The 23,059-nt window shown below is 59.4% G+C and carries 23 protein-coding genes; 6 read left to right on the plus strand and 17 right to left on the minus strand.

The features are described 5' to 3' along the window. The first annotated feature begins 2 nt into the window (after positions 1-2). Entirely contained in the window at positions 3-896 is an 894-nt protein-coding gene (gene truB, locus MHX61_RS09780) for a tRNA pseudouridine(55) synthase TruB (protein ID WP_239194443.1), read from the plus strand. On the opposite strand, the gene MHX61_RS09785 is transcribed toward truB, so the two are convergent. The 9 genes from MHX61_RS09785 to rimP all read right to left on the minus strand — a co-directional run bounded on the left by MHX61_RS09785 (position 893) and on the right by rimP (position 10,401). After that, the gene (locus MHX61_RS09785) at positions 893-1,567 is read right to left on the minus strand and encodes a 4'-phosphopantetheinyl transferase (RefSeq protein WP_239194444.1); all 675 of its coding nucleotides are present in this window, start codon (positions 1,565-1,567) and stop codon (positions 893-895) included. The genes truB and MHX61_RS09785 overlap by 4 nt on opposite strands. Further along, a complete protein-coding gene (locus MHX61_RS09790) occupies positions 1,564-2,376 on the minus strand; it encodes a metallophosphoesterase (protein WP_239194445.1) in 813 nt (270 codons plus the stop codon). Before MHX61_RS09790 ends, MHX61_RS09785 begins: the two co-directional genes overlap by 4 nt. A gap of 86 nt (positions 2,377-2,462) precedes the next feature. Next, positions 2,463-3,779, minus strand: coding sequence for an MATE family efflux transporter (locus MHX61_RS09795; protein WP_040425272.1), 1,317 nt, complete (start codon positions 3,777-3,779; stop codon positions 2,463-2,465). 20 nt (positions 3,780-3,799) lie between these two features. Next, a complete protein-coding gene (locus tag MHX61_RS09800) occupies positions 3,800-4,762 on the minus strand; it encodes a bifunctional oligoribonuclease/PAP phosphatase NrnA (protein WP_239194446.1) in 963 nt (320 codons plus the stop codon). Beyond that, complete coding sequence (gene rbfA / locus MHX61_RS09805; RefSeq protein WP_239194447.1) at positions 4,763-5,206, minus strand: 30S ribosome-binding factor RbfA; 444 nt, start codon at positions 5,204-5,206, stop codon at positions 4,763-4,765. A 263-nt stretch (positions 5,207-5,469) separates the two neighbouring features. Beyond that, the gene (gene infB / locus MHX61_RS09810) at positions 5,470-8,283 is read right to left on the minus strand and encodes a translation initiation factor IF-2 (RefSeq protein WP_239194448.1); all 2,814 of its coding nucleotides are present in this window, start codon (positions 8,281-8,283) and stop codon (positions 5,470-5,472) included. Positions 8,284-8,389: 106 nt separating this feature from the next. Beyond that, on the minus strand, positions 8,390-8,737 hold the full coding sequence (locus tag MHX61_RS09815; protein WP_239194449.1) for a YlxR family protein: 348 nt from the start codon (positions 8,735-8,737) through the stop codon (positions 8,390-8,392). A gap of 84 nt (positions 8,738-8,821) precedes the next feature. Then, positions 8,822-9,838, minus strand: coding sequence for a transcription termination factor NusA (gene nusA / locus MHX61_RS09820; protein WP_239194452.1), 1,017 nt, complete (start codon positions 9,836-9,838; stop codon positions 8,822-8,824). A 23-nt stretch (positions 9,839-9,861) separates the two neighbouring features. Continuing rightward, on the minus strand, positions 9,862-10,401 hold the full coding sequence (gene rimP / locus MHX61_RS09825; protein ID WP_049361179.1) for a ribosome maturation factor RimP: 540 nt from the start codon (positions 10,399-10,401) through the stop codon (positions 9,862-9,864). A gap of 38 nt (positions 10,402-10,439) precedes the next feature. Here rimP and MHX61_RS09830 point away from each other — a divergent pair, with 38 nt between their 5' ends. After that, on the plus strand, positions 10,440-11,291 hold the full coding sequence (locus MHX61_RS09830; RefSeq protein ID WP_239194455.1) for a DUF4439 domain-containing protein: 852 nt from the start codon (positions 10,440-10,442) through the stop codon (positions 11,289-11,291). 182 nt (positions 11,292-11,473) lie between these two features. Further along, positions 11,474-11,803 carry a transglycosylase family protein gene (locus MHX61_RS09835; RefSeq protein ID WP_049377454.1) on the plus strand — a complete coding sequence of 110 codons (330 nt, stop codon included), beginning with the start codon at positions 11,474-11,476 and terminating at the stop codon, positions 11,801-11,803. A 121-nt stretch (positions 11,804-11,924) separates the two neighbouring features. Here MHX61_RS09835 and MHX61_RS09840 read toward each other — a convergent pair whose 3' ends face one another. Beyond that, entirely contained in the window at positions 11,925-12,287 is a 363-nt protein-coding gene (locus MHX61_RS09840; RefSeq protein WP_204608594.1) for a hypothetical protein, read from the minus strand. A 39-nt stretch (positions 12,288-12,326) separates the two neighbouring features. Further along, entirely contained in the window at positions 12,327-14,096 is a 1,770-nt protein-coding gene (locus MHX61_RS09845; protein WP_239194458.1) for a proline--tRNA ligase, read from the minus strand. Between the two features lie 31 nt (positions 14,097-14,127). Between MHX61_RS09845 and yaaA the strand changes: the two genes are divergently transcribed. Continuing rightward, the gene (yaaA, locus tag MHX61_RS09850; protein WP_239194461.1) at positions 14,128-14,850 is read left to right on the plus strand and encodes a peroxide stress protein YaaA; all 723 of its coding nucleotides are present in this window, start codon (positions 14,128-14,130) and stop codon (positions 14,848-14,850) included. 30 nt (positions 14,851-14,880) lie between these two features. Here the strand turns inward: yaaA and MHX61_RS09855 are convergent, their stop codons facing one another. The 5 genes from MHX61_RS09855 to MHX61_RS09875 form a co-directional block, all read right to left on the minus strand. Further along, the gene (locus MHX61_RS09855; RefSeq protein ID WP_239194464.1) at positions 14,881-16,194 is read right to left on the minus strand and encodes a DUF4921 family protein; all 1,314 of its coding nucleotides are present in this window, start codon (positions 16,192-16,194) and stop codon (positions 14,881-14,883) included. A gap of 27 nt (positions 16,195-16,221) precedes the next feature. After that, positions 16,222-16,974: an ABC transporter permease gene (locus MHX61_RS09860; RefSeq protein WP_239194466.1), complete on the minus strand. Its 753-nt coding sequence runs from the start codon at positions 16,972-16,974 to the stop codon at positions 16,222-16,224. 32 nt (positions 16,975-17,006) lie between these two features. Beyond that, complete coding sequence (locus tag MHX61_RS09865) at positions 17,007-17,906, minus strand: ABC transporter ATP-binding protein (protein ID WP_239194469.1); 900 nt, start codon at positions 17,904-17,906, stop codon at positions 17,007-17,009. A 66-nt stretch (positions 17,907-17,972) separates the two neighbouring features. Then, positions 17,973-18,716, minus strand: coding sequence for a response regulator transcription factor (locus MHX61_RS09870; RefSeq protein WP_239194472.1), 744 nt, complete (start codon positions 18,714-18,716; stop codon positions 17,973-17,975). Then, positions 18,709-19,563: a sensor histidine kinase gene (locus MHX61_RS09875; protein WP_239194475.1), complete on the minus strand. Its 855-nt coding sequence runs from the start codon at positions 19,561-19,563 to the stop codon at positions 18,709-18,711. The genes MHX61_RS09870 and MHX61_RS09875 overlap by 8 nt, the downstream gene beginning before the upstream one ends. A 397-nt stretch (positions 19,564-19,960) precedes the next feature. Here MHX61_RS09875 and MHX61_RS09880 point away from each other — a divergent pair, with 397 nt between their 5' ends. After that, positions 19,961-20,782, plus strand: a complete 822-nt coding sequence (locus MHX61_RS09880) for a PhzF family phenazine biosynthesis protein (protein WP_239194478.1) — start codon at positions 19,961-19,963, stop codon at positions 20,780-20,782. After that, complete coding sequence (locus MHX61_RS09885; protein ID WP_239194481.1) at positions 20,783-22,138, plus strand: YdiU family protein; 1,356 nt, start codon at positions 20,783-20,785, stop codon at positions 22,136-22,138. Between the two features lie 43 nt (positions 22,139-22,181). On the opposite strand, the gene MHX61_RS09890 is transcribed toward MHX61_RS09885, so the two are convergent. Further along, on the minus strand, positions 22,182-23,059 hold an 878-nt coding region (locus tag MHX61_RS09890), incomplete at its 5' end, for an IS30 family transposase (protein WP_239194484.1).

A 23,059-nucleotide genomic window follows, 5' to 3' on the forward strand; every position in this document is an offset into this window, starting at 1 on the left:
CTATGACTGATGCGCTCGCAAACTCCGGACTCGTCATCGTAGACAAACCCGCCGGCATGACCTCCCACGATGTTGTCGGCCGCCTACGCAGGTACTTTCACACCAAGAAGGTAGGCCACGCCGGCACTCTAGACCCCATGGCCACCGGCGTGCTTGTCCTTGGCTTGGAGCGTGGCACCAAGTTCTTGGCCCACATGGTTGCCTCCACTAAGTCCTACGACGCCACCATTCGCCTCGGCGCCGCCACCACAACCGATGACGCCGAAGGAGAACACTGCTGGGGCGCTAGCGCTGCGGCCATTGACCGCACCGCAATCGAGGCAGAGATTGCCAAGCTCACCGGCGATATTATGCAAAAGCCCGCGGCCGTATCCGCTATTAAAATTAACGGCCGCCGCGCCCATGAGCTAGTACGCGAGGGCCAGGAGGTAGACATTCCCGCCCGCCCAGTAACGGTAGATAGGTTTGACGTTCTGGCAGAGCGCAGCGAGGGCGACTACATCGATCTAGACGTCACGGTGGATTGTTCTTCCGGTACCTATATTCGCTCCCTGGCCCGCGATCTGGGCGAAGCGCTGCAGGTGGGCGGGCACCTGACCGCCTTGCGCCGCACTGAGGTGGGCCCTTTTGCGCTTCCCGACGCCCACTCGCTCGACGCCCTTGCCGATTCCCCGCGCCTTTCCCTCAGCTTGGATGAGGCCTTGGCTCGCTGCTTCCCCGTCCTTTCCGTTTCGGAGGAGGAGGCAGCCGCCCTCGCTATGGGCAAGTGGCTTGAGCCCCGCGGACTCAAGGGCGTCCACGCTGCTGTAGCCCCTAATGGCCAAGCCGTGGCGCTCATTAAAGAAAAAGGCAAGCGCCTCGCCACCGTATTTGTGGCACGGCCCTCTACCCTTTAGTGGCTAAAGTCTAAAGCCGGAACCGAGGTGGAGACGATAACGTAGCCATCTCTGATTACCCAGCGCCCGGTGATAAAAGGCACCGGTGTGGGCCTAGCCAAAATATAGGAAATTAACGTGCCATCCTCGCGCAGGTCGATTTCTGCTTGGTCAAAGTCCAGCCAGCGAAAGGTCATGGGAAACCACGACTTATACGTGGCCTCTTTGGCGCAGAAGAGCAAACGATCCGGGCAGGTAATCCCCGCCTCACGCAGCCGCAAAAGCTGCGGCATCTCCCCCGCCCGGGCGATCATGGTGAGCACATGATCCGGCAGCGGTTCGGCGGGTTCTGCATCCAGGCCTACGGATTTTAAGGATGAGGTAGGGGCAACCACCGCAGCCCGCATCCCCTCGGTATGCGTCATCGAGCCTACAAAACCTTCTGGCCACAGCGGCATGCCGCGCTCACCGCGCAAAATCGGCGTCGCCGGGCTGGCCCCCAATTCCTGCAAGGCTCGGTGCGCACACCACCGAGCATCACCGAACTCGGCCTTACGTACATCAACGGCCTGGGAAACCAAAGACTTTTCTTCGGCCGCGAGTTCTTCAAAATTGGCCAAATCCGTATAGCTCGAGTCCGTGCGTACGTAGCAATAGCGCGCACATTCTGGAAATAGCTCTGGATACATCATCGTGTCCCCTCCTCTACAAAGGAACGCAGTACCGGATAGGGCCACGCCTGGGCGCTCTCACGCCCCTGCCATTCACGCGGATACCCCAATGACGTTTCGATGTGGTCAACGCCGTCCACATTCATGCGAGACGGCATATGCAGGTGCCCATAGATGACGGACTGCGCGTTATAGCGCCGCGGCCACGACCGCGTATGCCTGGTTCCGCACCACAAGGCAATTTCCGGAAAGCGCAATAACATTGTCGGCTCTTGGACCAACGGCCAATGGTTAACCAACACGGTAGGACCATGTACTCGGGAAAGGCGCTTGATAGAATAGGCCAACCTGTCCCAACACCACGCCCGCACGTCTACGAAGGGGGCGATGGCGAACTCATCGGTCATCATCAGTTGTTTTGCGCGCGCCGCGTCAATAGCTTCGCCCACGGTAAGGCCATGCGGACGGAAACTGTAATCATACAAAGTAAATAGCGGAACGATGGTGGTCCCGTGGAATACCGGATACGGGTCTTCGGGAGTAATAACTCCAATTTCCCTGCACCTTTCCACCAGGTGCGCATACTTTTCTCGGCCTTGATAGCGGTCCTGAGAGCGGGAGAATAGCTCATGGTTACCCGGCACCCAGATAACCCTGGCATAGCGATCATTGAGCTGGCGCAAAATACGAATAATGAGATCGGTGCGTTCTGCAACGTCCCCGGCCACGATGAGCCAATCTGCGGGATCGGGCGGGGTGAGCTGATCAATGCGCTCGCTATTGGCGCTGACCGCTCCATGCAGGTCAGAAACCGCCCACACTGTTGGCATAGGTTTCTCACCTGTCTTCCTAGAAGCTGCGCGCTGCACGTAGCCGCACACCACGCGAGAGTATCAACACGCCCACTTTAGCGCAGCTAGCCCTCCTGCACTACGGCCCATTTCATCGATCGGAACCGGTAGACGACACCCACCATGCGGAAAGCAATGAAGGCGGCGAGGCCACACCACACGCCGGTTAAGCCTGTGCCCATAAAGTGCGCCAAGATAACGCCCGGCAAAAATCCCACTAGGACCGAAGAAATGGTCAGCGTGCGCAGGAACGCAGCATCGCCGGCGCCGAGCAAGACACCATCGAAGGCGAAGACCACGCCACCGCCGATAACCATGGCTACCAGGATCCACCACGGCTTAGAGATGGCATCGAGCACTTCCGGAGAGGAGGTGAAGATGCGCGGAATAATCCCTGCACCAGCAGCAAATACGACAGCCAAGAGGCCAGAGAAAATCGTAGAGTACAACGCCACCTTGCTGCCCACACTGCGTGCGTGCCGCGCAGAGCCAGCACCTAGTGCAGCACCAGTCAATGATTGCGCGGCAATGGCCAACGAATCCAAGATGAGGGACATGAAGTTCCACAGCTGCATCATGATCTGGTGACCGGCCAAAGAAGCGGTACCAACGCGGGAAACCACAGCCGTGGCGGTAAGAAAGGCCACCTGGAAGCTGGCTGAACGCAAAATAAGATCGCGGCCTAAGATGAGCTGTTCGCGTACCACATGCCATTGAAATTGCCAGGAGCCGGTATGTTCCTTATGCAATTCGCGGACGAATAGCGCGGCAATAATGCTCATGCCTAATACCGTGGCAATGGCCGAGCCTGCCAGCCCCCAGAAATGGACGAAGATGGGCACCGCAATAGCGCCGGGAATCATGCCAGACAACGTAAAGTACAGCGGCTTCTTCGTATCTTGGACACCGCGCATCCAGCCATTTCCGGCCATTTCCACCAAAGTAACGGGAATAGCCAGTGCTGCGATGCGCAGCCACAAGGCCGTCCCGGCGGCCGTGGTGGGATCACCGGTTAAGGCGCGTGCAAATACGCCGCCAAAAATCCACATGATTACCGCGAGCAGCCCGCCTACTCCTAGGGCCACATAGGTGGCTTGCACGCCTTCAGCAACCGCAGCTTCCCGTTTGCCGGAGCCAAAGAGCCGAGCAGAACGAGCGGTCGTGCCGTAGGACAAGAAAGTCAACTGTGTCGTCACCACGGAGTGAATTGTGGTGGCTGCAGCAAGTGAGGCGAGCTCTTGGGCACCTAGACGACCAACAACCGCGGTATCTAGCAAAAGGTAGAGCGGCATGGCCGCAAGTACGCCAAGCGCGGGAAACGCGAGGCCAAAGACCTCGCGTGCGGTTACCGTGCCAGCGGTGGAGCGATCCTGAGCGTTCATTCCATCCGTCTGCCTATTTCTCATTGGATAGCGGCCACCAATTCCTTAATAATTTTTTCCGGAGCCCCGTAGGCGGTATAGCCCGCGGCCGGTACATGCCCGCCGCCGCCGAAGGTTAGCGCCACCGAAGAACAATCGATGCGAGAAGAACGCAAAGAAACTGCCCACACCTCCGGAGCTTGTTCCTTAAACACCACGCCGACGGTGGTTCCTTCAAGCGCGCGAACGAACTCCACTAGTGATTCGACAGCCGAATCGGAGTGTCCCTGGATATCTTCCAGCCGCGCGACGAGAATGCCTAGGGTGTGCTCCCCTGCTTCTTCGAGGCGCAAACCGGCCAATACCCTACCGATCATCTGAAGATCGTCCGGAGTGGTGGAATCTAACAGGTCAGCTGCGATCTGCTTGGTATCCAGATCGTAGTGCATGAGGCGGGTAGCAATATCGTGCATAGCCGGCCTACCCCAGCGGAAGCTGCCAGTATCGGTCATCAAACCGGCATATAAGCAGTGTGCAATATGACGGTCAATCTGAATCTCCAATGAATCCAAGATGCTCAGCAACACCACGGTGGTGGATTCACATTCAGTGTCCACCACATTGATGGCACCAAACCCTGGATTAGAAGAATGATGGTCAATGCACAGAACCCGGCCCTGCTGGGCTAGCTGCTCAATCCGATCCGCAAAAAAGCCCGTTCGGTCCAAAGAACCACAATCAACGGTGACGTAGAGGTCATAGCCTTCCGGCAGCTCACGACTAGTGGTGACGTCGTCGGCGGCAGGAATGGTGTAAAGGTTACGGGAAATTTCCCGCTCCTGGCCCACAACGGCACACACATCTTTGCCCCGTTGGCGCAGCGCGAGCAGCAACGCCGCAGCAGAGCCGATGGCATCGGCATCCGGCCGCAGGTGCGTCACAATGCAGATGCTATGAGCATCATGCAAAGCGGCAACTGCCGGCTGGTATTGCTTCTTAGTCACTTAAGCCTCGTCTTCATCGGAGGTCTTATACGGGTTCGCATCCCCTGCCGGCTGGGCGTTTTCCTTCAGCTTTGCCAGTTCTTCATCGCGGGCGCGAGCACGGGCGAGAAGTTCTTCCATATGAGCGGAGGCCTCCGGAACGGTATCGACCTCGAAGGTGAGCGTCGGGGTAAACCGCACCGAGAGTTGATCACCCACAATCTTGCGCAGTTGACCTTTAGCGCGCTTGAGGGCTTCTTCTGCTTGAGCGAAGTCTGGCTCGGAGTCGATGTCTTTTCCGCGCACGGTATAAAAAACGGTGGCATCGTGCAGGTCGCCCGTGACTCGAGTATCCGTAATGGTCACCAACTCGAGGCGGCGATCCTTAATCTGGCGTTCGATGGCGCTTGCCACGATTTCCTGAATGCGCTTGGCCATGCGCGCTGCGCGTGCGTGATCGACCATGTGAACCTCCCAGCTCGAAAAGAATCTATCTCTAAAATTACCGCCAACCGGTACAAGAAACCACCAGTTTAGTGCCGAATACCGGACAATGAAAACCCGTCGCGGCAGCACCTGTAGGCAGCGGCGCCCACGGCGCCCTCAACTCACAGACGCAGGAATAGCACAAGGCCCGCTTCCCATCTCCCCGGGCCTTCCCTACTGAGTGCTGGCAGCACATTCAGTGGGGACGGCGGGAGCGGAAGCGGGCCTTGAGACGGCGGCGATTAGTCGCGCGGAACCTCGACCTCTTCGTAGGCCTGGATGATGTCGCCTACCTGGATATCCGGGTAAGAGAGCACCATACCGCACTCGTAGCCGGCCTTGATCTCGGTTGCGTCGTCCTTCTCGTGACGCAGGGACTCAATCTTGGCGTCGGCAGTGATGACGTTGTTATCGCGCAGCAAGCGAACCTTGCCGTTGCGGACAACCTTGCCCTCGGTAACCATGCAGCCGGCGATGGTACCCACCGCGGAGGACTTGAACAGGGCGCGGATTTCGGCAGCACCGGTGTCGCGTTCCTCGTAAATCGGCTTGAGCATGCCCTTGAGCGCAGCCTCGACCTCTTCGATGGCCTTGTAGATGATCGTGTAGTAACGAATATCCACGCCCTCTTGGGTAGCCATCTCCGTTGCCTTGCCTTCCGCACGAGTGTTGAAGGCAATAATGACGGCGTCGGAAGCCGCTGCGAGAGATACGTTGGTCTCGGTCACAGCACCGACACCACGGTCGATGATGTTGAGCTCGACTTCGTCCTCGGTCTTGATATCCAGCAGGGCGTCTTCCAGTGCCTCGACGGAACCGGCATTGTCGCCCTTGAGGATGAGGTTGAGGGTCGAAGTCTCCTGCAATACCTTGTCCAGATCCTCCAGGGAGACGCGCTTGCGCTGCTTGGCCTGCAGGGCAGAGCGCTTGCGGGCGTCACGCTGGTTGGCAATCTGGCGGGCAACGCGGTCGTCTTCCACCACGAGCAGGTTATCGCCAGCGCCAGGCACACCGGACAGGCCTTGGACCTGAACCGGGCGGGATGGACCGGCCTCTTTGACGTCTTCGCCGAACTCATCGAGCATGCGGCGGACACGACCGTGCGCATCACCGACGACGATTGAGTCACCCACGTGCAAGGTACCGCGCTGAATGATGACCGTTGCCACCGGACCACGGCCGCGATCCAAGTGAGCCTCGATGGCCACGCCCTGTGCGTCCATGTCCGGGTTAGCGGTCAGCTCCAAGGCGGCATCCGCGGTCAAGATGACCGACTCAAGCAACTGGTCAATGTTCTTGCCCTGCTTCGCGGAGATATCCACGAACATGGTGTCACCGCCGTACTCTTCCGGAACCAGGCCATACTCGGTGAGCTGGCCACGGATCTTATCCGGCTGAGCTTCCGGCTTATCCACCTTGTTCACAGCCACGACGACCGGAATATCGGCAGCCTTGGCGTGGTTGATGGCCTCCACGGTCTGTGGCATGACGCCGTCATCGGCGGCAACCACGAGGATGGCCAAGTCGGTGGACTTAGCACCACGAGCACGCATGGCGGTAAAGGCCTCGTGACCCGGGGTATCCAGGAAGGTGATGGTGCGCTCGCCGTCCACGACCACCGTGGTCTGGTAGGCACCAATGCCCTGGGTGATACCGCCTTCCTCGCGGGCGCCCTCGTTGGTCTTACGGATGGCGTCCAACAGGCGGGTCTTACCGTGGTCAACGTGACCCATAACGGAGACGACTGGAGGACGATTCTCCAGTGCTTCCTCGTCGCCTTCGTCCTCGCCGAACTTCAGGTCGAAGGACTCGAGCAGCTCGCGGTCCTCGTCCTCAGGGGAGACGACCTCGACGTTGTAGTTGATCTCGGAGCCAAGCAGCTGCAGCGTATCTTCCGATACGGAAGCGGTTGCCGTCACCATTTCACCGAGGTTGAACAGTGCCTGCACCAGTGCTGCTGGATCCGCGCCGATCTTCTCGGCGAAGTCAGACAGGGATGCGCCACGACGCAGGCGGACGGTCTGGCCCTTGCCGTCTGGCAAGCGCACGCCGCCTACGACATGCTTTTGCTGCTCCTCGTACTCATGGCGCTTCTGACGCTTGGACTTCTTGCCCTTACGTGGAGCGCCACCTGGGCGGCCGAATGCACCCGCGGTGCCGCCGCGACGTCCGCCGCGTCCGCCTCCGCGGAAACCGCCTGGACGGCCACCACCTGGGCCACCGTGACTCGGACCGCCGCGACCGCCTCGACCGCGACCACCACGTCCACCGCCGCTCGGTGCCTTAGACGGCATCGACGCAGGGTTCGGGTGGGACGGCATCATGGCCGGGGATGGACGACGACCGCCGCCACCCTGGTTATTGCCACCCTGGCGGTTATTTCCGCCCTCGTTCTGGCCACCGCGCTTACCGCGGTTATCGCCTGGCTTATTGCCGCCACGCTGCCCCTTGGAGCCGCCTGGGCGGGGGCCCGGACGGTTGTCGCCGCCACCCGTGGAGAACGGGTTATTGGCTACGCGACGGGAACCGCCTGGCTTCGGCATTGGACGAGGCATGGAATTGCCTGGGGTCGGGCGCTCGCCCGACTTCTTGCCGCCAGCCTGTCCTGGCTTCGGTGCGCCCTGGCCAGGCTTCGGTGCAGCAGGCTTAGCACCAGGCTTCGGGGCAGCTGGCTTTGCGCCGGGCTTAGCAGCAGCACCCTGTCCCGGCTTCGGTGCGCCCTGGCCAGGCTTCGGTGCAGCGGCCTTCGCGCCTGGCTTTGGCGCCTCTGCGCCCGGCTTGGGTGCAGCGGCCTTCGCACCTGGCTTAGGAGCGCCCTCCTTTGTAGTGCTCTTAGCGGCACCCTTGGCAGGCTTATTGTCTTGCTTCTTCTCGGCGGCGTCATCGCCGCCCGACTGTGCTTCATAATGAGCTCGCATCTTCTTAATCACCGGCGGTTCGATGGTGGAAGAAGCAGTCTTTACAAACTCACCCTGTTCTTTCAGGGTGGCGAGCAGTTCCTTGCTGGTTACTCCGAGCTGCTTTGCGAGCTCGTGAACACGTAGCTTTCCGGGCACTTGTCTCCTCTTGGTATCGACTAGGAGTCAAGGCCGCGGAAACTGGCCTGACCCCTAGTTAGGTGTGTAGGACTTTCATCGCTGATGCTTCATCGTTGTGCGCTCATCAGTGTTCGGTCTTCCTTTGTAACTCTGGTTCGTACGAATCCAACGCGGCGTTTTCCACGCTAAGTACCTGTCCGCTATGCGCTTCCAAGTACTGCCGTACCTGACCTGTGTCCACGGGTGCGGACGTGCGAAGCGCGCGCTTGAAGGCGCGTTTGCGCTCCGCTAGCTCGAGTGCAGATAGTGTGGGGCTAATCCACGCCCCGCGGCCGGGAAGCCGGCGGTGTGGATCTGCTACCAGACGGCGGCCGTGCGGATCATCGTGGTCGATGACCACCCGTAGCAAGTCCGTATCTGGCAGGCGGCGGCGAGTAGCGATGCAGGTCCGGAGTCTTAGTCTCTCAGACATTCAACTCCTTACTTTTCGCGTCGCCAATATGCCCCAATCTGCAACTGGGCCGTTTACTAGCCTACGCTACAAAAGCGCAGATCCTTAATTAGCGTCAGCGTCCGAGTGAATATCGATTTTCCAACCGGTCAAACGGGCAGCTAGACGGGCATTCTGCCCCTCTTTACCAATAGCCAGAGACAGCTGGTAATCCGGCACCACCACGCGCGCGATTTGCGCCTCGTCGTCTACAACGGTGACCTTGACCACCTTCGAGGGAGCCAATGCGTTGCCTACGTAGACCGTTGGATCCTCGCTGAAGTCGATAATGTCAATCTTTTCACCGCCAAGCTGGCGCATGATGTTATTGACGCGCTGACCGCGCGGGCCAATGCAGGCACCCTTAGCGTTCAGGCCCTTGGCATGACCCACAACTGCCGCCTTGGAACGGTGTCCTGCCTCGCGGGCGATGGCAATCATTTCTACGGTGCCATCAGCAACTTCGGGAACTTCGAGCTGGAAAAGGCCACGCACCAGCTCCGGGTGGGTGCGGGAGAGATTGATCTGTACCTGGGCGCCGTTGCGGTTAACGCCTACGACATAGGCCTTAATGCGGTCACCATGCTCGAGCTTTTCACCCGGAATCTGCTCAGCCGGCAGCAAGATGCCATCCTGGGACTCCAGCTCAGAGCCAAGCTGGACCACGACGATGCCGCGGGCATTAGCGCGCGCATCGCGCTGGACGATGCCGCTGACAACGCGGCCGGTAAGCTCCGAGTAGGAATCATAGGTGCGCTCTGCCTCGGCCTCGCGCAACTTGCGCAGGATGGCCTCGCGCACGGCCTGTGCGCCCACGCGTCCAAAGTTTTCCGGGGTGTCATCGTATTCGGTGGTTACTTCCCCAGTTTCTGGGTCGCGCTCCGAGACAATGACGCTGACCGCACCGGTGATGGCGTCGATATCGACGCGGGACTTGGCGCCTTCTACCTTGCCGCCAGCATTAGACTCGCGGTAATCCAGGTAGGAATACAACAAGGCACCCGCAATCGCTTCCAGCAAGTCCTTTACGGGGACGTTGCGCTCGGACTCGATGGTACGAAGTGCCTGTAGATCAATATTCACTTGTCATTCCTCTCGGTTGCCGGTTAATTCTCGGCTTCTTCAAACGTCTTGCGCACTGCCTCTAACTCCTGTTCGGACGGCTGTGCAAACTCAATTTCTACCACTGCCCGGGCAATGTTTTCCAATCGTTCAGCGCGCACCTGCACGTCCTTTTTGCTTGCCGTGATGAGGATTACGGCATCGGCGGCGTCGTTAAGCGCGCCAATGCGCGCCGATTGAGTCTTGCCATCGCCAAGGTCAAAGGAGACCTTGCGCCCCCGATTGCGGCGCCAGTGGCGCGGGGCGGTGAGCGGCAGGTCCACGCCGGGGGTGGAGACCTCCAAGGTATAGCCGGCGCCGAAGTTCAGCTCTCCTTGCGCTTCCTTGTCATCAAAGAAGGCAGAAATCTCGTTGGATACTTCCTCCAACACATCGGAGCTAGGGCGCTTATCGCCATCAATACGGATAATGACCTGGGATTTCTTTCCCGCCTTGGTGGTTTTAATGTCTTCTACGTCCAATCCCCGCTCAGCTAGTTTGGGTTGCAGGAGCTCGGTCAATTGTTGTGCATCTGGGAAAGCCATGCCCACTAGCCTACGTGCTACGGGGTACAGTCTTTTGCGTGAACCGCCGACGTTTAGCTTTGACCCTCGTAGCCACAACCGCCACCCTGCCCACCTTGGCTGGGTGCCAAGCGGTTGATTCCGTCGTCGACTATTTTGGCCCGCGGCCAGAGAGCAGGCTGCTGGCGCTTGCCGACGCCGCCGCCACCGACGCCTTGTCCCTCAGCGGCGTCGATGACCATGCCGCGGGGCTGCGCAGCTCCCAGGCGGATGCCCTGTATGCCGAAATTACGCGGCTATGCGGCACGGATGATGCCGGCAATCCCCCACGCTCCTGCGAGGTAGAGCGCCCTACCGAGGCCAATCACGCCGCAGACTCTGGCGAAATTATGGAAAATGCCGCTTCCGCTACCACCGAGGCCGCCGATGAGGTCACCGTTGAATCACGCACCCTAGTTACCGAGCAGGCCATCGCGCTCAATGCTTGGCTGCCTGGCGATGCCCCCGATATTCCCGAGCTTTCCCAACCAGAGCAAAAAAGCGCTGCTGATCTCCTGAGCTGGGAGTATGAGCAGGTATACGGTCTAGATTTCGCCCGCGCCTACGTTGGCCCCGAGCACGAGGACAAGGTGGATCATCGCCTCGCTGTTCATCATCGCCGCATCGACGCCCTCCAGGGCGCACTTGCCCGCTACGGCAACACTCCGCAGCCGGAGCCGGCTTATACCTCCGGAGAGCAAGAACTGCCCCACGATTCTGCTTCCGCCCTGGCCTTTATCGATGGCCTTGCCGCACACGACGGCCGCAAGTGGTCCGCTGCCGCCACGGGTGCAGCGCAAGAAGAATCCCCGGATCAGGAATGGGTTACTTGGCTCATTGGCATCGCGGCGGAGTCCCACGGAATGCGCTAGACCACTACCACCCCGGCCAGCCCCCACCTGTCCATCCCCTGACAACGGGCCAGCGAAATGGCAGCAACCTCTACGGCCCTATGCATTGCTTCGGCTCCTCTAGCGTGCGTAGGTTGGTTCACCATGAGCTTGCAGGAGATTCCGCAAGCTAAACAGACACAAAGAGAAGGAGTTTCCTCTCAATGCGTTCTAAGAAGACCATGTTGACCGTATCCGCCGCAGCACTCGGCCTTGCTGGCTTGGCCGCGCCTGCTGCTACCGCCGCACCGGCTAGCGCCTGGGATCAGGTAGCTGCTTGCGAGTCCGGCGGTGACTGGCACATCAATACCGGAAACGGTTACCAGGGCGGCCTGCAGTTCAACCCGCAGACCTGGGCTGCCAATGGCGGCACTCAGTACGCCCCGACCGCTGACCAGGCAACCCGCGAGCAGCAAATTGCCGTGGCCGAAAGCGTCCTAGCCACCCAGGGTGCTGGCGCTTGGCCTAACTGCGGCGGCCCCGTCGCCGGCTAGTTTATAGCCTCGGCATTTAACACGAAACCGGCCTCCTCCCCATCCCGCGAAACCCCGCGGAGTAAGGGAGGAGGCCGGTTTTGTGCTTGACCTAACTGGCTAGCATGCAGCCAAGGCGGCTTTATGCCTCATGCTTGGCGATATTCCAGGCATACATCATCAACAACACCTGCAGCGGCTGGCGGATGATGTGGTAGAGCTTCTTTGCCCACCCTGCCTTGCGCTCAATCCAGGCGTGGTACATATTGGCCGGCCACACCGCGGCAAAGAGCGCGAGTGCGGAAGCACCGCCGAAGCCGCGGGTGGCGCGGCGGCGAAGCAAGGCACCGGTGGCAATCTCCCACAGGCCCGAAGCAAAGTTATAAAAGCGCGCAGGGCCTGGCAGCTGCGGCGGAACAATGGATTCGAAAGTCTTCGGCTTCACAAAGTGCAATACGCCCATTGCTGAAAGCACCGTGGAAAGCCCATTCTTTTGAAAGTTCATACCTTCCACGGTACCCCGCCGCGCAGAGTTGGGTCTTTTCTAGCCATGCACGAGCTCGAGGATCTTGTCCACGATGTCCTCGGCCGGAACCTCGAGGGTCTCTCCCCCGCGGATGCGCAGCTCAATTTTCCCTTCCTTGAAGGCACGGCCCAAGATGGCCACGAATGGCATGCCAAGGAGCTCCGCATCCTTGAACTTCACGCCCGGGGAGACCTTTGGGCGGTCATCGAAGAGCACCTCGAGCCCCTTGGCAGATAGCTCCTCTACCAGCTTGTCGCCGGCCTCCATGGCGGCGGCGTCCTTGTTAGCCACGGCCACGTGCACTTGGTAAGGAGCGACGGCAACCGGCCAGTTGAGGCCTTTGTCGTCATGGCGCTGCTCGGCCAAGACGGCCAGCATGCGGGTAATACCAATGCCATAAGAACCCATGGTAGGAACCGCACGCTTGCCGTTTTCATCCAAGATTTGCACGTCAAAGGCCTCGGTGTATTTGCGGCCCAGCTGGAAGATATGGCCGAGCTCAATGCCGCGCTCCAGGGTCAAGGTGCCCTGGTTATTGGGAGCCAGGTCGCCTTCTTTAACCTCTGCGGCCTCAATGAACTCATCCACGGTGAAATCGCGGCCGGCTACGCAGCCAACCACGTGGCGCTCGCTCGCATCGGCGCCGGTAATCCACGCCGTCCCCTTGACCACACGCGGATCGGCCAGGACCTTGATGCCATTGGCGTTTAAAGCGCGCGGGCCAACATAGCCCTTGACCAGGAAGTCATTGTCTGCAAAGTCCTTGTCCCCTGCCAACTCAAATTCCACCGGCTCGAGTGCGGCCTCAAGGCGCTTTTCATCCAGCTCGCGGTCGCCAGGAATGAGAACGGCTGCCAACTCGGACTCGCGCTCTTCGCTCTCCACGGCCGGGTGGTAGAGCTTGACCATCATGCACTTGAGGGTGTCTGCAGCGGTGGCCTCGCGGCCGTCGACAGTAATGCCTGCGCCCTGGGCCCATTCGACCAGCTTCTCAATGGTCTCTGCTCCCGGGGTGTCATGCTCCTGTGCCTCTGGCTGGCCCTCGATATCCTTCTCCGCCGGTGCTGGGGTCACCACGGCCTCAACGTTGGCTGCGTAGTCGCCCTCGGTGGAGCGCACGAAGGTATCCTCGCCCACCTCAGAGACGGCGAGGAATTCCTCGGACGCGGAGCCGCCCATGGCACCAGAGGTGGCCTTACAGATGGCGTAATCGATCTCTAGGCGGTTGAAGATATTTTGATACGCCTTGCGGTGGCGGCCGTAGGACTCGTCCAATCCCTCCTCGGTCATGTCGAAGGAGTAGGAATCCTTCATCGTGAATTCGCGACCGCGCAGCACACCAGCGCGGGGGCGCTCCTCATCGCGGTACTTGGTCTGAATCTGATAGAGCGTGACCGGGAAATCCTTATAGGAGGAGTACATATCCTTGACCGCGCTGGCAAACATTTCCTCGTGGGTAGGGCCAAGCAGCATATCTGCGTTCTTGCGGTCCTTGAGGCAGAAGAGGTTATCGCCGTATTCCACCCAGCGGTTGGTCTTTTCATAAGGCTCGCGCGGCAGCAAAGCAGGAAAGAGCATCTCCTGGCCGCCAATGGCGTCCATTTCCTGACGGACTACATCTTCAATCTTGCGCAGGGTGCGCAGACCCAACGGCAGCCAGGTATACACGCCCGGCGCGACGCGGCGTACATAACCGGCACGGACGAGCAGCTTGTGGCTAGGGACCTCGGCATCGGCGGGGTCCTCACGAAGGGTACGGAGAAATAGTTCAGAAAGGCGGGTAATCATGCACAAAAATATACCCCGCTACCCTGTATATATGCTCATTATCCTCCCTCCTTCAGAAACTAAGGCCCATGGCGGTACGGGACAGCCCCTTGACTTCAGCCAGCTGTCCTTTCCGCAGTTGCACGATACCCGGCGCGAAATTGCCGCTGAGCTGCAGTCTCTTCCGGAAGACGAGGCCATGGAGGTACTCAAGCTTTCGGAAAAGCTGCGTGGTGAGGCCGAATCCAATCAGGGGCTTTTTACCACCCCCACCATGCCGGCCGTGTTGCGTTATACCGGCGTGCTTTTTGATGCCTTGGATGCCCCTTCCCTGCCCACGTGGGATCGCCTTGCTATTGGCGACGCCCTCTTTGGCGTCCTCCGCGCCAGCGACCCGATTCCGCATTACCGGCTTTCGGGGGGCTCGAAGCTTGGCGGCCGCACCATGAAGTCGCGCTGGGGCAAGCAGATTACGCAGGCGCTCGAGGGGGTAGACGATCTTATTGTGGATCTGCGCTCGGGTACGTACCAGCAATTGGGCCGGGTAAAGGATGCGGTAACGGTACGGGTGGAAAGCGTGCAGGACGATGGATCGCGCAAGGTGGTCAGCCACTTCAATAAGCACTACAAGGGCCTGTTAGCCCGCGAGTTAGCGCTCTCGCCTGCTGACGCCTATAGCGCCGCCGACGTTGCCGCCATCGCGCGCGCCGCGGGTATGACCGTTGAGGAGCCGGGGCCTGGGTCGAGTGAGCTCACGCTCGTCGTGAAGCGCTAAGCCCACCTTGAACTACTCAGCACAGCTTGCCTAGCGCAGCTGCGGGTTATACAGCAGGCTATTGCGCTGTACCAAACATTCGGTAGCCACGCGGACCGAGCGGGCAACATGCCCGGACTCGCGCAAGGGGTAAAGCTTGCCTACTACCCTATCGCGCAGATCCCAAGGCGAGATCGTGTTGAGGTAAATTTTGGTGCCGCCTTCGAATCCGGCAAGGGTAGAAATGCGCAGCTTGATGAGAATGCGCCATGGCTGAGCGACGTCGACGTCGGCAGGCTTGTGGTGCCACTCCTCATTGCAGGGCACCTCGCGGCCTACTGCGGCGTGGGCGGCGTGAACAAGGTCGCTCATGGCGCGGATTTCCTCTTCTGACTGCCGCCACGGCTCACAGGTAGCGGACTTGGAGTAGACCTCCAAGGTGGGATAGCGGTGCCCAAAGCCGGCGAAGAGAACGGCATGGTCATTTTCTGCAACGATGAGGTTGCGGCTAGCGGCATAGTCCACGGCCCACTCGTTGTACATGTTCATATTGCTGCGCAGCATCTGTACCTCCCGGTGGGAGGCCATTCCTCGGTCATCGATGGCAACGAGTTGCTTGTGCAAGTGCTCAAAGGAGGCGCCGGCTGGCTGCAGCCAGTTTTGGAAGGCCACCACATAGGGTGCGTAGCGGTTGCGCTCGTAGAGGTCCCGCATGGCATCGATAGTCAGCTGCATAAAGAGCAGGTGCTCTTCGGCACTCAAGGTGCCGGAAGATACCACTTGGGAATCATCCTGTGCACCACGCTCAAAATGGCGTCCGGCCACGATGACGTCATGGCCACCTGCGAAAAAGCCCGCCGCCTGTTCTATAAGTTCCTCTTCGCTTGCCTCGGGCAGGTGCGCCGCCTTGCGCTTCGTGCGCACGATATTGAGCACATGTTCACGGCCAGCAGGATCGGCAAGGTAGTTGTCCATGCGCTGGCGGGTCTCCGCATCCATGTCAAAGCCGTAGTTGGCGTGCCAGTAGTCATAGGAGACGATTTCAAACAGATTGGGAATGCGGCGAAAGGCCGGGACGGTGTGGCCGTATTCGCTCAAGGGCAATCCACGCACAATCCCGCCGGATGGCAGGATGCGGGCCTTTTCCGGCGGGGTATCGGTCATGCGCCCTGAGCAAAACGCGCAGCGGTGGGTGAAGTCTTCTTCGTGCAAGGGCTGCGGGTTAGCCACCGGTGTGGACAAGGGGCGGTTGCCCCGACCCGGCACGGTCCACACCTCGGTCCCGGAGAACGGGTTGACCTGCTTGACCGTGCCATCCCGCATGGTCTGGATGGGTTCTATGCGGGCAAAAAGTGCATCACTCATGCCCACCAGCGTAGTTATTTCTGGGCACTATTTGGCGACAGAACGGCGGCGGGATACCACGCATGCACCCCCGACGCAGATCGCGAGCATCACGCCGAGAATCAATGCACACACACCGCGGGAATGGTCCAAGCCGCCTAACTCGCTGCCAAGGACCAAGGTTTGCATATTGGCAAATGGCATGACATTCAAGATGGATTGGGCCCACGAGGTATTGAAGGCTATAAGTGCCGTTTCTACCACGAAAAATTCCACTACTAAGATCATCGCAGCGAAGGTGCCACTGCGCAGCAAATATGCCAGCCCCATAGCAAGTGAGGTGAAACCGGTCCATTCCACATAAGCCAGCACAATCTGGTTGCAATCCGGCCATTGGGTGAAGCTAGCAAAGTTAATATCGCCGCCGAATGCCGCAATCAGCAGGGCACCCACGGCCATGCCAAATGTTGCTGCGAGCAAGAGTGCTACCAGGATGACTGCAAATTGGCTGAGCACTATACCAACGCGGCGGTTGGATGAAAGATAAGACCATGCAACGGTTCCTTTTCCTAAGTCACCGCCGACCATCATCGCGGATGCGAAAATCATGACTACAACAGCGAGTTCACTAGCAATAGCTATATCGCTAGATTGGAATTTGCCATCCACGCTGCCGTTAAAGTCATAGCCCCAGGCCATGAGCACGCCGCCGGCGGCCATGCCGAGTGCCACGATGGCGAGGTAGACCCAGGTAGAGCGAAGAGAAAAGAGTTTGCGGGATTCTGAAACCACAGTATTCATAGAAATCTGTCCTTAAAGGTTGAGTTATGCGTTTAGGCGGAGCGGTAGGCCACGTGGTCAGCGGTCGCGCCGAGGTAGGCCTCTTCCAGGGAGGGCTGCTTGCGTTCCAAGCTGGAGATAAGAATGCGGTTGTCTAGGCAGATGCGGCCGATGTCGGAGCCTTCTAGGCCGCGCACGCGCAAGACTTCCCCGTCAAAGGAGGTCTCCGCATCGGTGCCGTGCAACAGCCGCAGGAGTTCATCGGGCTGGTCCACAATCACCTCGAGGCTTGCGCCTCCCGTGCCGTTGACGAACTCCTCGACGGTGCCCTCGCCCAGCAGCTTGCCCTTGCCGATGACCACGAGGCGGTCTGCGGTGAGCTGCATCTCCGAAAGCAGGTGGGAGGAAACCAGCACGGAGCAGCCGGCCTCGGCGAATTCGCGAATACGGGCACGCATCCAGTGCACGCCTTCGGGGTCGAGGCCGTTGACGGGTTCGTCAAGAAGCAAGTGCTTCGGCTCGCCGATGAGAGCACAGGCAAGGCCCAGGCGCTGCTTCATGCCTAGCGAATAGCCGCCCACTCGCTTGGTGGCTACCTGGGTAAGTCCGACGCGGTCCAGGGTGTCATCCACGTGGTTCATGGACACGCCCTGCAACGCGGCCATGTACCCCAGGTGGGCACGAGCGCTGCGGCCCGGGTGGAACCAGTTGGCATCCAACAAGGTGCCCACCGTGGTAGCGGGATTGGACAGCCCGCGGAAGGGCGTGCCATCAAAAGTCGCGGTGCCGGAAGTCGGATTCTCCAACCCCACGCACATGCGCATGGTGGTGGATTTGCCAGAACCATTCGGTCCGAGGAAGCCGGTGACTTGACCGTCTGGGACCTCAAAGGAGAGGTCATCTACTGCTTTAAAGGAACGGAAATTCTTGGAAAGGTGTGAAACTTTGAGCATGGTTTCCATCGTGCCGCCTGACCAGCACGAAGTAACCATCCTTGGGAGTGATTTAGCAGGTCATACCTAGGGATGAGACAGCAGCTCCTCCACCGAAACCACGCCATGAGTAAGGGCGTAAAGCACAGCATGCACGCGGTCGCGCGAGCCGGTTTTCGTCAAGATGTGGCGCACGTGGGTCTTGACCGTGGCCATGGAGACGAACTCGCACTCCGCGATTTCGGTATTCGAATACCCCAGTGCCATCAGCTTGAGGACGTCCAGCTCGCGTGGCGTGAGATCTTCTGTCGGAGGGGCGGTAGCTGCTGTCGCAACGGGGGTGGCATGTGAATTAGGCTGTGACGCGGACTGCTCGCTGCGCAATTGCTGCAGCACCTGCGCGGTAATGCGCGGTGAAAGGACGGCCTCGCCGGAATGTACGGTACGAATAGCGGCGAGGAGTTCCTCCGGTTCGACGTCTTTGAGCAGGAATCCAGAAGCCCCAGCGGAAATGGCGCCATGGACAAAGTTCTGGTCATCGAAGGTGGTAAGCATGATGACCTGGGTGTCCGGGAATTCCGGCAGCAGCCTTTCGGTGGCGGCGATGCCATTGACGCGGGCCATCTGGACATCCATGAACACGATATCGGCAGGCTGCGCGCGGGCGAGGTCGAGGACTTCATCGCCATCGGATGCCTGCCAGGCAACGTCCAAATCCTCTTGGGAACCAAGAAGCATGGCGAACCCGGCGCGCACGAGGGGCTGGTCATCGACTAGGCCGATACGGATGGGGCCAGCGGACGCACCTATTGGCTGCTCAGGGTTAGTCATTGGGTACCTCCACAGTGATAAAGAAGTGTCCATCCTCAGTACGGGTAGCAACGCTGCCGCCATAGGCCTTAACGCGCTCGCTCATTCCGATGAGCCCGTAACCGGGCTTGTGATTGTCTGGCGTGCGTGCGGCCGGGTTATCGGCGCTCAATACTAGGCCGTTTCCAGTAGAGCGGAAGCGCAGTACTCCCCTTTTATCGCGGGAATGCTTGAGCATATTGGTCAAAATTTCTTGCACCACGCGGTAGACGGTGAATTGGTAGAGCTCGTCGCTTTCGGTCGGAAGGTCCTCCAGCCCGTGCACGGTGATATCGAAGCCGCTGCGGCGGGCTTCCGAGATAAGGCCGGCAATATCGCTCGCGCCAGGCGCCTTGGTATCGGCGCGGGAATCGCCATCTCGCAGCACGGAGAGCAATCCGCGCATCTGCTTGAGGGAATCGCGAGAGGTAGAGGCAATGGTTTCCAGGGCTTCTGTGGCCGCTGCGGAATTTTTGGCAGCGGCGAACCGGGCGCCGTCGGCAAGAGCGATAACGCCTGCTAAATTATGCGCCACAATGTCATGCATCTCTCGGGCGATGCGGTTGCGCTCCACCGCGCCAGCCATCTCCGCACGTTCAATCAGAAGCTGCTGGTCCTCGCGCTTTTTGCGGTCATTGGTGCCAAGCAAGAAGAAAAATCCCATGACCGGCCACGCGATGAGAATAACGGAGGCTAAGGACACTAGGGGATCAATCTGTGCCCCCTCGAGCCCAAAATCAATATGCCTAAAGATAAGGTTGCCAAAGTGCTGTGCCCACACAGAGAAAAGGGTGCCTACGCCTATCCAGACAATCCATACACGGCGCATGCGTTTCGGGGAATGCGCCCCAATGAGAAAAACGCAATACGCCAAGGGAAAAGCATGGACGTTACTCAACGCGGCCAAAGGGGTAAAAAGACACAGGGTAAAAACAATGGCGATTGCGCCTATCGCCTTTTCCTTCAACTTAGGTTGCAGCCACAACGCCAATGGGAGGACAACGCAATAAAGAACTAAAACGCCCTTGTGAAAGAGGGAATCCCCGTCCAATACATCAGCAGCATAAGAAGCAGAAGAAACCCATAAAAACAGTGGAATGATAATTCTCCACGGTGGGCCTACCCACGCGCGAAGTGCATCGGGCCATAGCTTCTTCATGGCTTTCTAGGCTAGCGCAGGCTCTAGGCCATAGTCCTCATCCCTGGGGCTGACTAGACTGGCTGGCATGCACCACGAGTTCTTTGAGGTTGATGTTTTTGCCACGGGTGCCTTTAATGGCAATGCCTTGGCGGTGATTGCGGGCGCCGATGGCCTAAGTACCGAGCAGATGCAGGCAATCGCGAACTGGACCAACTTTTCTGAGACTACCTTCTTGCTCGAACCTCACGACGCCCGCGCGGACTACCGCGTGCGCATTTTCACCCCGTACGAAGAGTTTGATTTTGCCGGCCACCCCACCTTGGGCAGCGCTGCCGCGTGGCGGGCGCTAGGCAATAACCCGCAGACAGAGGGAGCCATCGTCCAAGAATGCGGCGTGGGCTTGGTAACTGTCCGCCAAGAGGGCGAAGTCTTGTCCTTTGCTACCCCGCCGCTGCGCCGCGAAGAACCGCTAAGCCCGGCGGATCTGAAGGAGGCCTGCGGTGGGCTGGGGCTAGATAGCGCGGATATTGTCGACCATGGCTGGGTGGACAATGGCCCGGGCTGGCGCCTGCTCCAATTACGCGATGCCGAGGCGGTGCGTGCGGTTAAGCCCCAAGGCGAGCGCCCCAAGGTCGGCGTTGTGGGCCTTAAGCCTAACGCCGCGGAGGGCGAGCCGGCCTATGAGGTTCGGGCCTTTACCACGCAATTTGAAGACCCGGTCACCGGTTCTTTCAATGGCGGCGCCGCGCAGTTTATGCGCTCGCGCAACCTGGTGCCAACGCGTTATACCGCAACACAAGGCAGCCAGATTGGCCGGGCGGGCGAAGTATTTATCAACGATGACGGCACGGATATTTGGGTAGGCGGTCGCGCCCAGATTCGCGTGCGCGGAACACTGGAGGTTTAGATGCAGCTACACCACGATTTTGCCCAGAAGCTTCCCCACCTGGTTCGCCCCACCGAGGGGGAGGAGCAGCCGAACCCAGAGATGGTCATCCTCAACGAGGAACTGGCCAGGCAGTTGGGCTTTGACCCGGACTGGCTGCGCTCCTCCGAGGGCATGGATTTCCTTACCGGCCGCGCGGGCGGCCACGCCATGGCCTATTCCGGTTTCCAATTCGGTGCGTTTAACCCGCAGATGGGAGACGGCCGGGCCATGCTCTTGGGCGAGGTGGATAAGGACGGGCGGCTATGGGATCTCCATGCCAAGGGAACTGGACTTACTCCCTTTTCCCGCCTCGGGTCCGATGGCCGCGGAACGCTGTCTTCCATGCTGCGCGAGTACCTAGTCTCTGAGGCTATGCATGCCTTGGGCGTTCCCACCACCCGGGCGCTGGCGGTTATTTCCACCGGACGGCCCATTCAGCGCGGGCACGTGCAACCGGCCGGCATTGTGGTACGCGTGGCCGCTAGCCACATCCGCGTCGGCACCTTTCACCTAGCCGCGCAGACGGATTACACCCGCCAATTGGCCGACTATGCCATTGCGCGCCACTACCCTGGCGCGGACTACCAGGAATTTTTCACCCAGGTGATGGATGCGCAGATCCGCACCGTGTCCCAGTGGATGCGCTTGGGCTTTATTCACGGCGTGATGAATACGGATAACACCACCATCTCTGGCGAGACCATTGACTATGGCCCCTGTGCCTTTATGGAGGCCTATTCGCCCGCGACGGTCTTCTCCAGCATCGATAGGCAGGGCCGTTATGCCTTTGGCAATCAGCCCTCCATTCTGGGGTGGAACCTGGCCCGCTTAGCGGAATCCCTCCTGCCGCTTTTTGATATGGACATGAATAAGGCCATGAGCCTTGCACAAGAATCCATCAACGGCTTTAGCGACCGCTTTGAGCACCAGCGCAGGGCAGATGTGGCGAAGGCTTTGGACACCTCCCTGGAGGTCGCTTCTTCCTATGCAGCAGCCATGCAGCTCAACGGTCCAGATATCACGCTGGCTCACCGCGCTCTTGCCGACGCCGCCGCAGGTCACCCCACCCACGCCCGCGAGCTCTTTGCCGAGGGAGACTTCTTGGATGACTACCTTGCCTCCTCCCCCGATCCTTCCCGCGTCGACAGCGCCATGCCGCGGGTTATCCCGCGCAACCTCGCCGTAGAATCCGCGCTGGATGCTGCCGAACGCGGGGAGATGGGCCCGTATCAGGAGCTCCTCCACGCGGTCACCCACCCGTGGGAGCCCAACTCCACGTTCGAATCGCCGGATCCTAATGGTCTCGAGGGCTACCTCACCTACTGCGGCACCTAGGGCTGCCATTACCGGCGGATTCTAGTGGTCGTGGAAACACGTCTTATGTTTCGGTTGAGTTTATCAGTGCGGCCATTTTCTCGGCTGGTGTTTGAAAGCCCAGGGTTTTGCGGGGGCGGCGGTTGAGTTGCATGGCGACGAATTCTAGGTCGGCTGCACTATGGACGCTTAGGTCTGTTCCTTTAGGGAAGTACTGCCTTAGTAGTCCATTGGTGTTTTCATTGGTGCCTCGCTGCCACGGCGAGCCAGGATCGCAGAAGAACACGGGACAGTTTGTAGCTACAGAAAAGGCCTTATGGCAGGCCATTTCACTTCCCTGATCCCAGGTCAGTGATCCTTTGAGATGGTCTGGCAAGGTAGCAATCGCTTTAGTAAGTGCTTCATTTACTTCGGTAGCACTATGCCCATGAGGTAGATGCAGCAAGATGACATAGCGCGTGGTTCGCTCTACTAGCGTGCCAATTGCAGACTTATTACCTGCGCCTAAGATGAGGTCGCCTTCCCAATGACCTGGTACTGCTCGGTCGTCTACTTCTGCTGGCCGGTCGGAAATCATCACCATAGGGTCAACAAACCGCTTGCGGGCACTGCGCGTGCCACGAGGTCGACGTTGGGCGTGACCGCGCCGCAGTGCAGCAGCGACTTCCTTTTTCAACTCGCCTTTAGCCTGGAAATACAAAGACTGATAAATCGTTTCAGGACACACGTACATAGTCTCATCACCGGGATAGCGACTGCGCAACCTCCCAGAAATCTGCTCTGGCGAGTACCTATCTTTTACCATTTCCCAGATCACCGTGCGCAAGCGTGGATTGGCATCAATCTTGCGCTTTTTCGGTCTAAACCTACGCAACACCGATTTACGGTGCGCATGCGTGGGAAGATACACCCCAAATTCATCCCGGTTGCGTTTAAGCTCCT

This window comes from Corynebacterium sp. ACRPF (assembly GCF_022347395.1).
Taxonomy (GTDB): Bacteria; Actinomycetota; Actinomycetes; order Mycobacteriales; family Mycobacteriaceae; genus Corynebacterium; species Corynebacterium tuberculostearicum_D.

Coding starts and splice junctions, on each gene's coding strand:
- truB (WP_239194443.1), top strand. CDS start 3: ATGACTGATGCGCTCGCAAACTCCGGACTCGTCATCGTAGACAAACCC.
- MHX61_RS09785 (WP_239194444.1), bottom strand. CDS start 1,567: ATGATGTATCCAGAGCTATTTCCAGAATGTGCGCGCTATTGCTACGTA.
- rimP (WP_049361179.1), bottom strand. CDS start 10,401: ATGGCTTTCCCAGATGCACAACAATTGACCGAGCTCCTGCAACCCAAA.
- MHX61_RS09870 (WP_239194472.1), bottom strand. CDS start 18,716: ATGACTAACCCTGAGCAGCCAATAGGTGCGTCCGCTGGCCCCATCCGT.
- MHX61_RS09865 (WP_239194469.1), bottom strand. CDS start 17,906: ATGCTCAAAGTTTCACACCTTTCCAAGAATTTCCGTTCCTTTAAAGCA.
- MHX61_RS09880 (WP_239194478.1), top strand. CDS start 19,961: ATGCACCACGAGTTCTTTGAGGTTGATGTTTTTGCCACGGGTGCCTTT.
- MHX61_RS09835 (WP_049377454.1), top strand. CDS start 11,474: ATGCGTTCTAAGAAGACCATGTTGACCGTATCCGCCGCAGCACTCGGC.
- MHX61_RS09855 (WP_239194464.1), bottom strand. CDS start 16,194: ATGAGTGATGCACTTTTTGCCCGCATAGAACCCATCCAGACCATGCGG.
- MHX61_RS09815 (WP_239194449.1), bottom strand. CDS start 8,737: ATGTCTGAGAGACTAAGACTCCGGACCTGCATCGCTACTCGCCGCCGC.
- MHX61_RS09840 (WP_204608594.1), bottom strand. CDS start 12,287: ATGAACTTTCAAAAGAATGGGCTTTCCACGGTGCTTTCAGCAATGGGC.
- rbfA (WP_239194447.1), bottom strand. CDS start 5,206: ATGGTCGATCACGCACGCGCAGCGCGCATGGCCAAGCGCATTCAGGAA.
- MHX61_RS09845 (WP_239194458.1), bottom strand. CDS start 14,096: ATGATTACCCGCCTTTCTGAACTATTTCTCCGTACCCTTCGTGAGGAC.
- MHX61_RS09860 (WP_239194466.1), bottom strand. CDS start 16,974: ATGAATACTGTGGTTTCAGAATCCCGCAAACTCTTTTCTCTTCGCTCT.
- MHX61_RS09875 (WP_239194475.1), bottom strand. CDS start 19,563: ATGCGCCGTGTATGGATTGTCTGGATAGGCGTAGGCACCCTTTTCTCT.
- MHX61_RS09795 (WP_040425272.1), bottom strand. CDS start 3,779: ATGAACGCTCAGGATCGCTCCACCGCTGGCACGGTAACCGCACGCGAG.
- yaaA (WP_239194461.1), top strand. CDS start 14,128: ATGCTCATTATCCTCCCTCCTTCAGAAACTAAGGCCCATGGCGGTACG.
- MHX61_RS09885 (WP_239194481.1), top strand. CDS start 20,783: ATGCAGCTACACCACGATTTTGCCCAGAAGCTTCCCCACCTGGTTCGC.
- MHX61_RS09790 (WP_239194445.1), bottom strand. CDS start 2,376: ATGCCAACAGTGTGGGCGGTTTCTGACCTGCATGGAGCGGTCAGCGCC.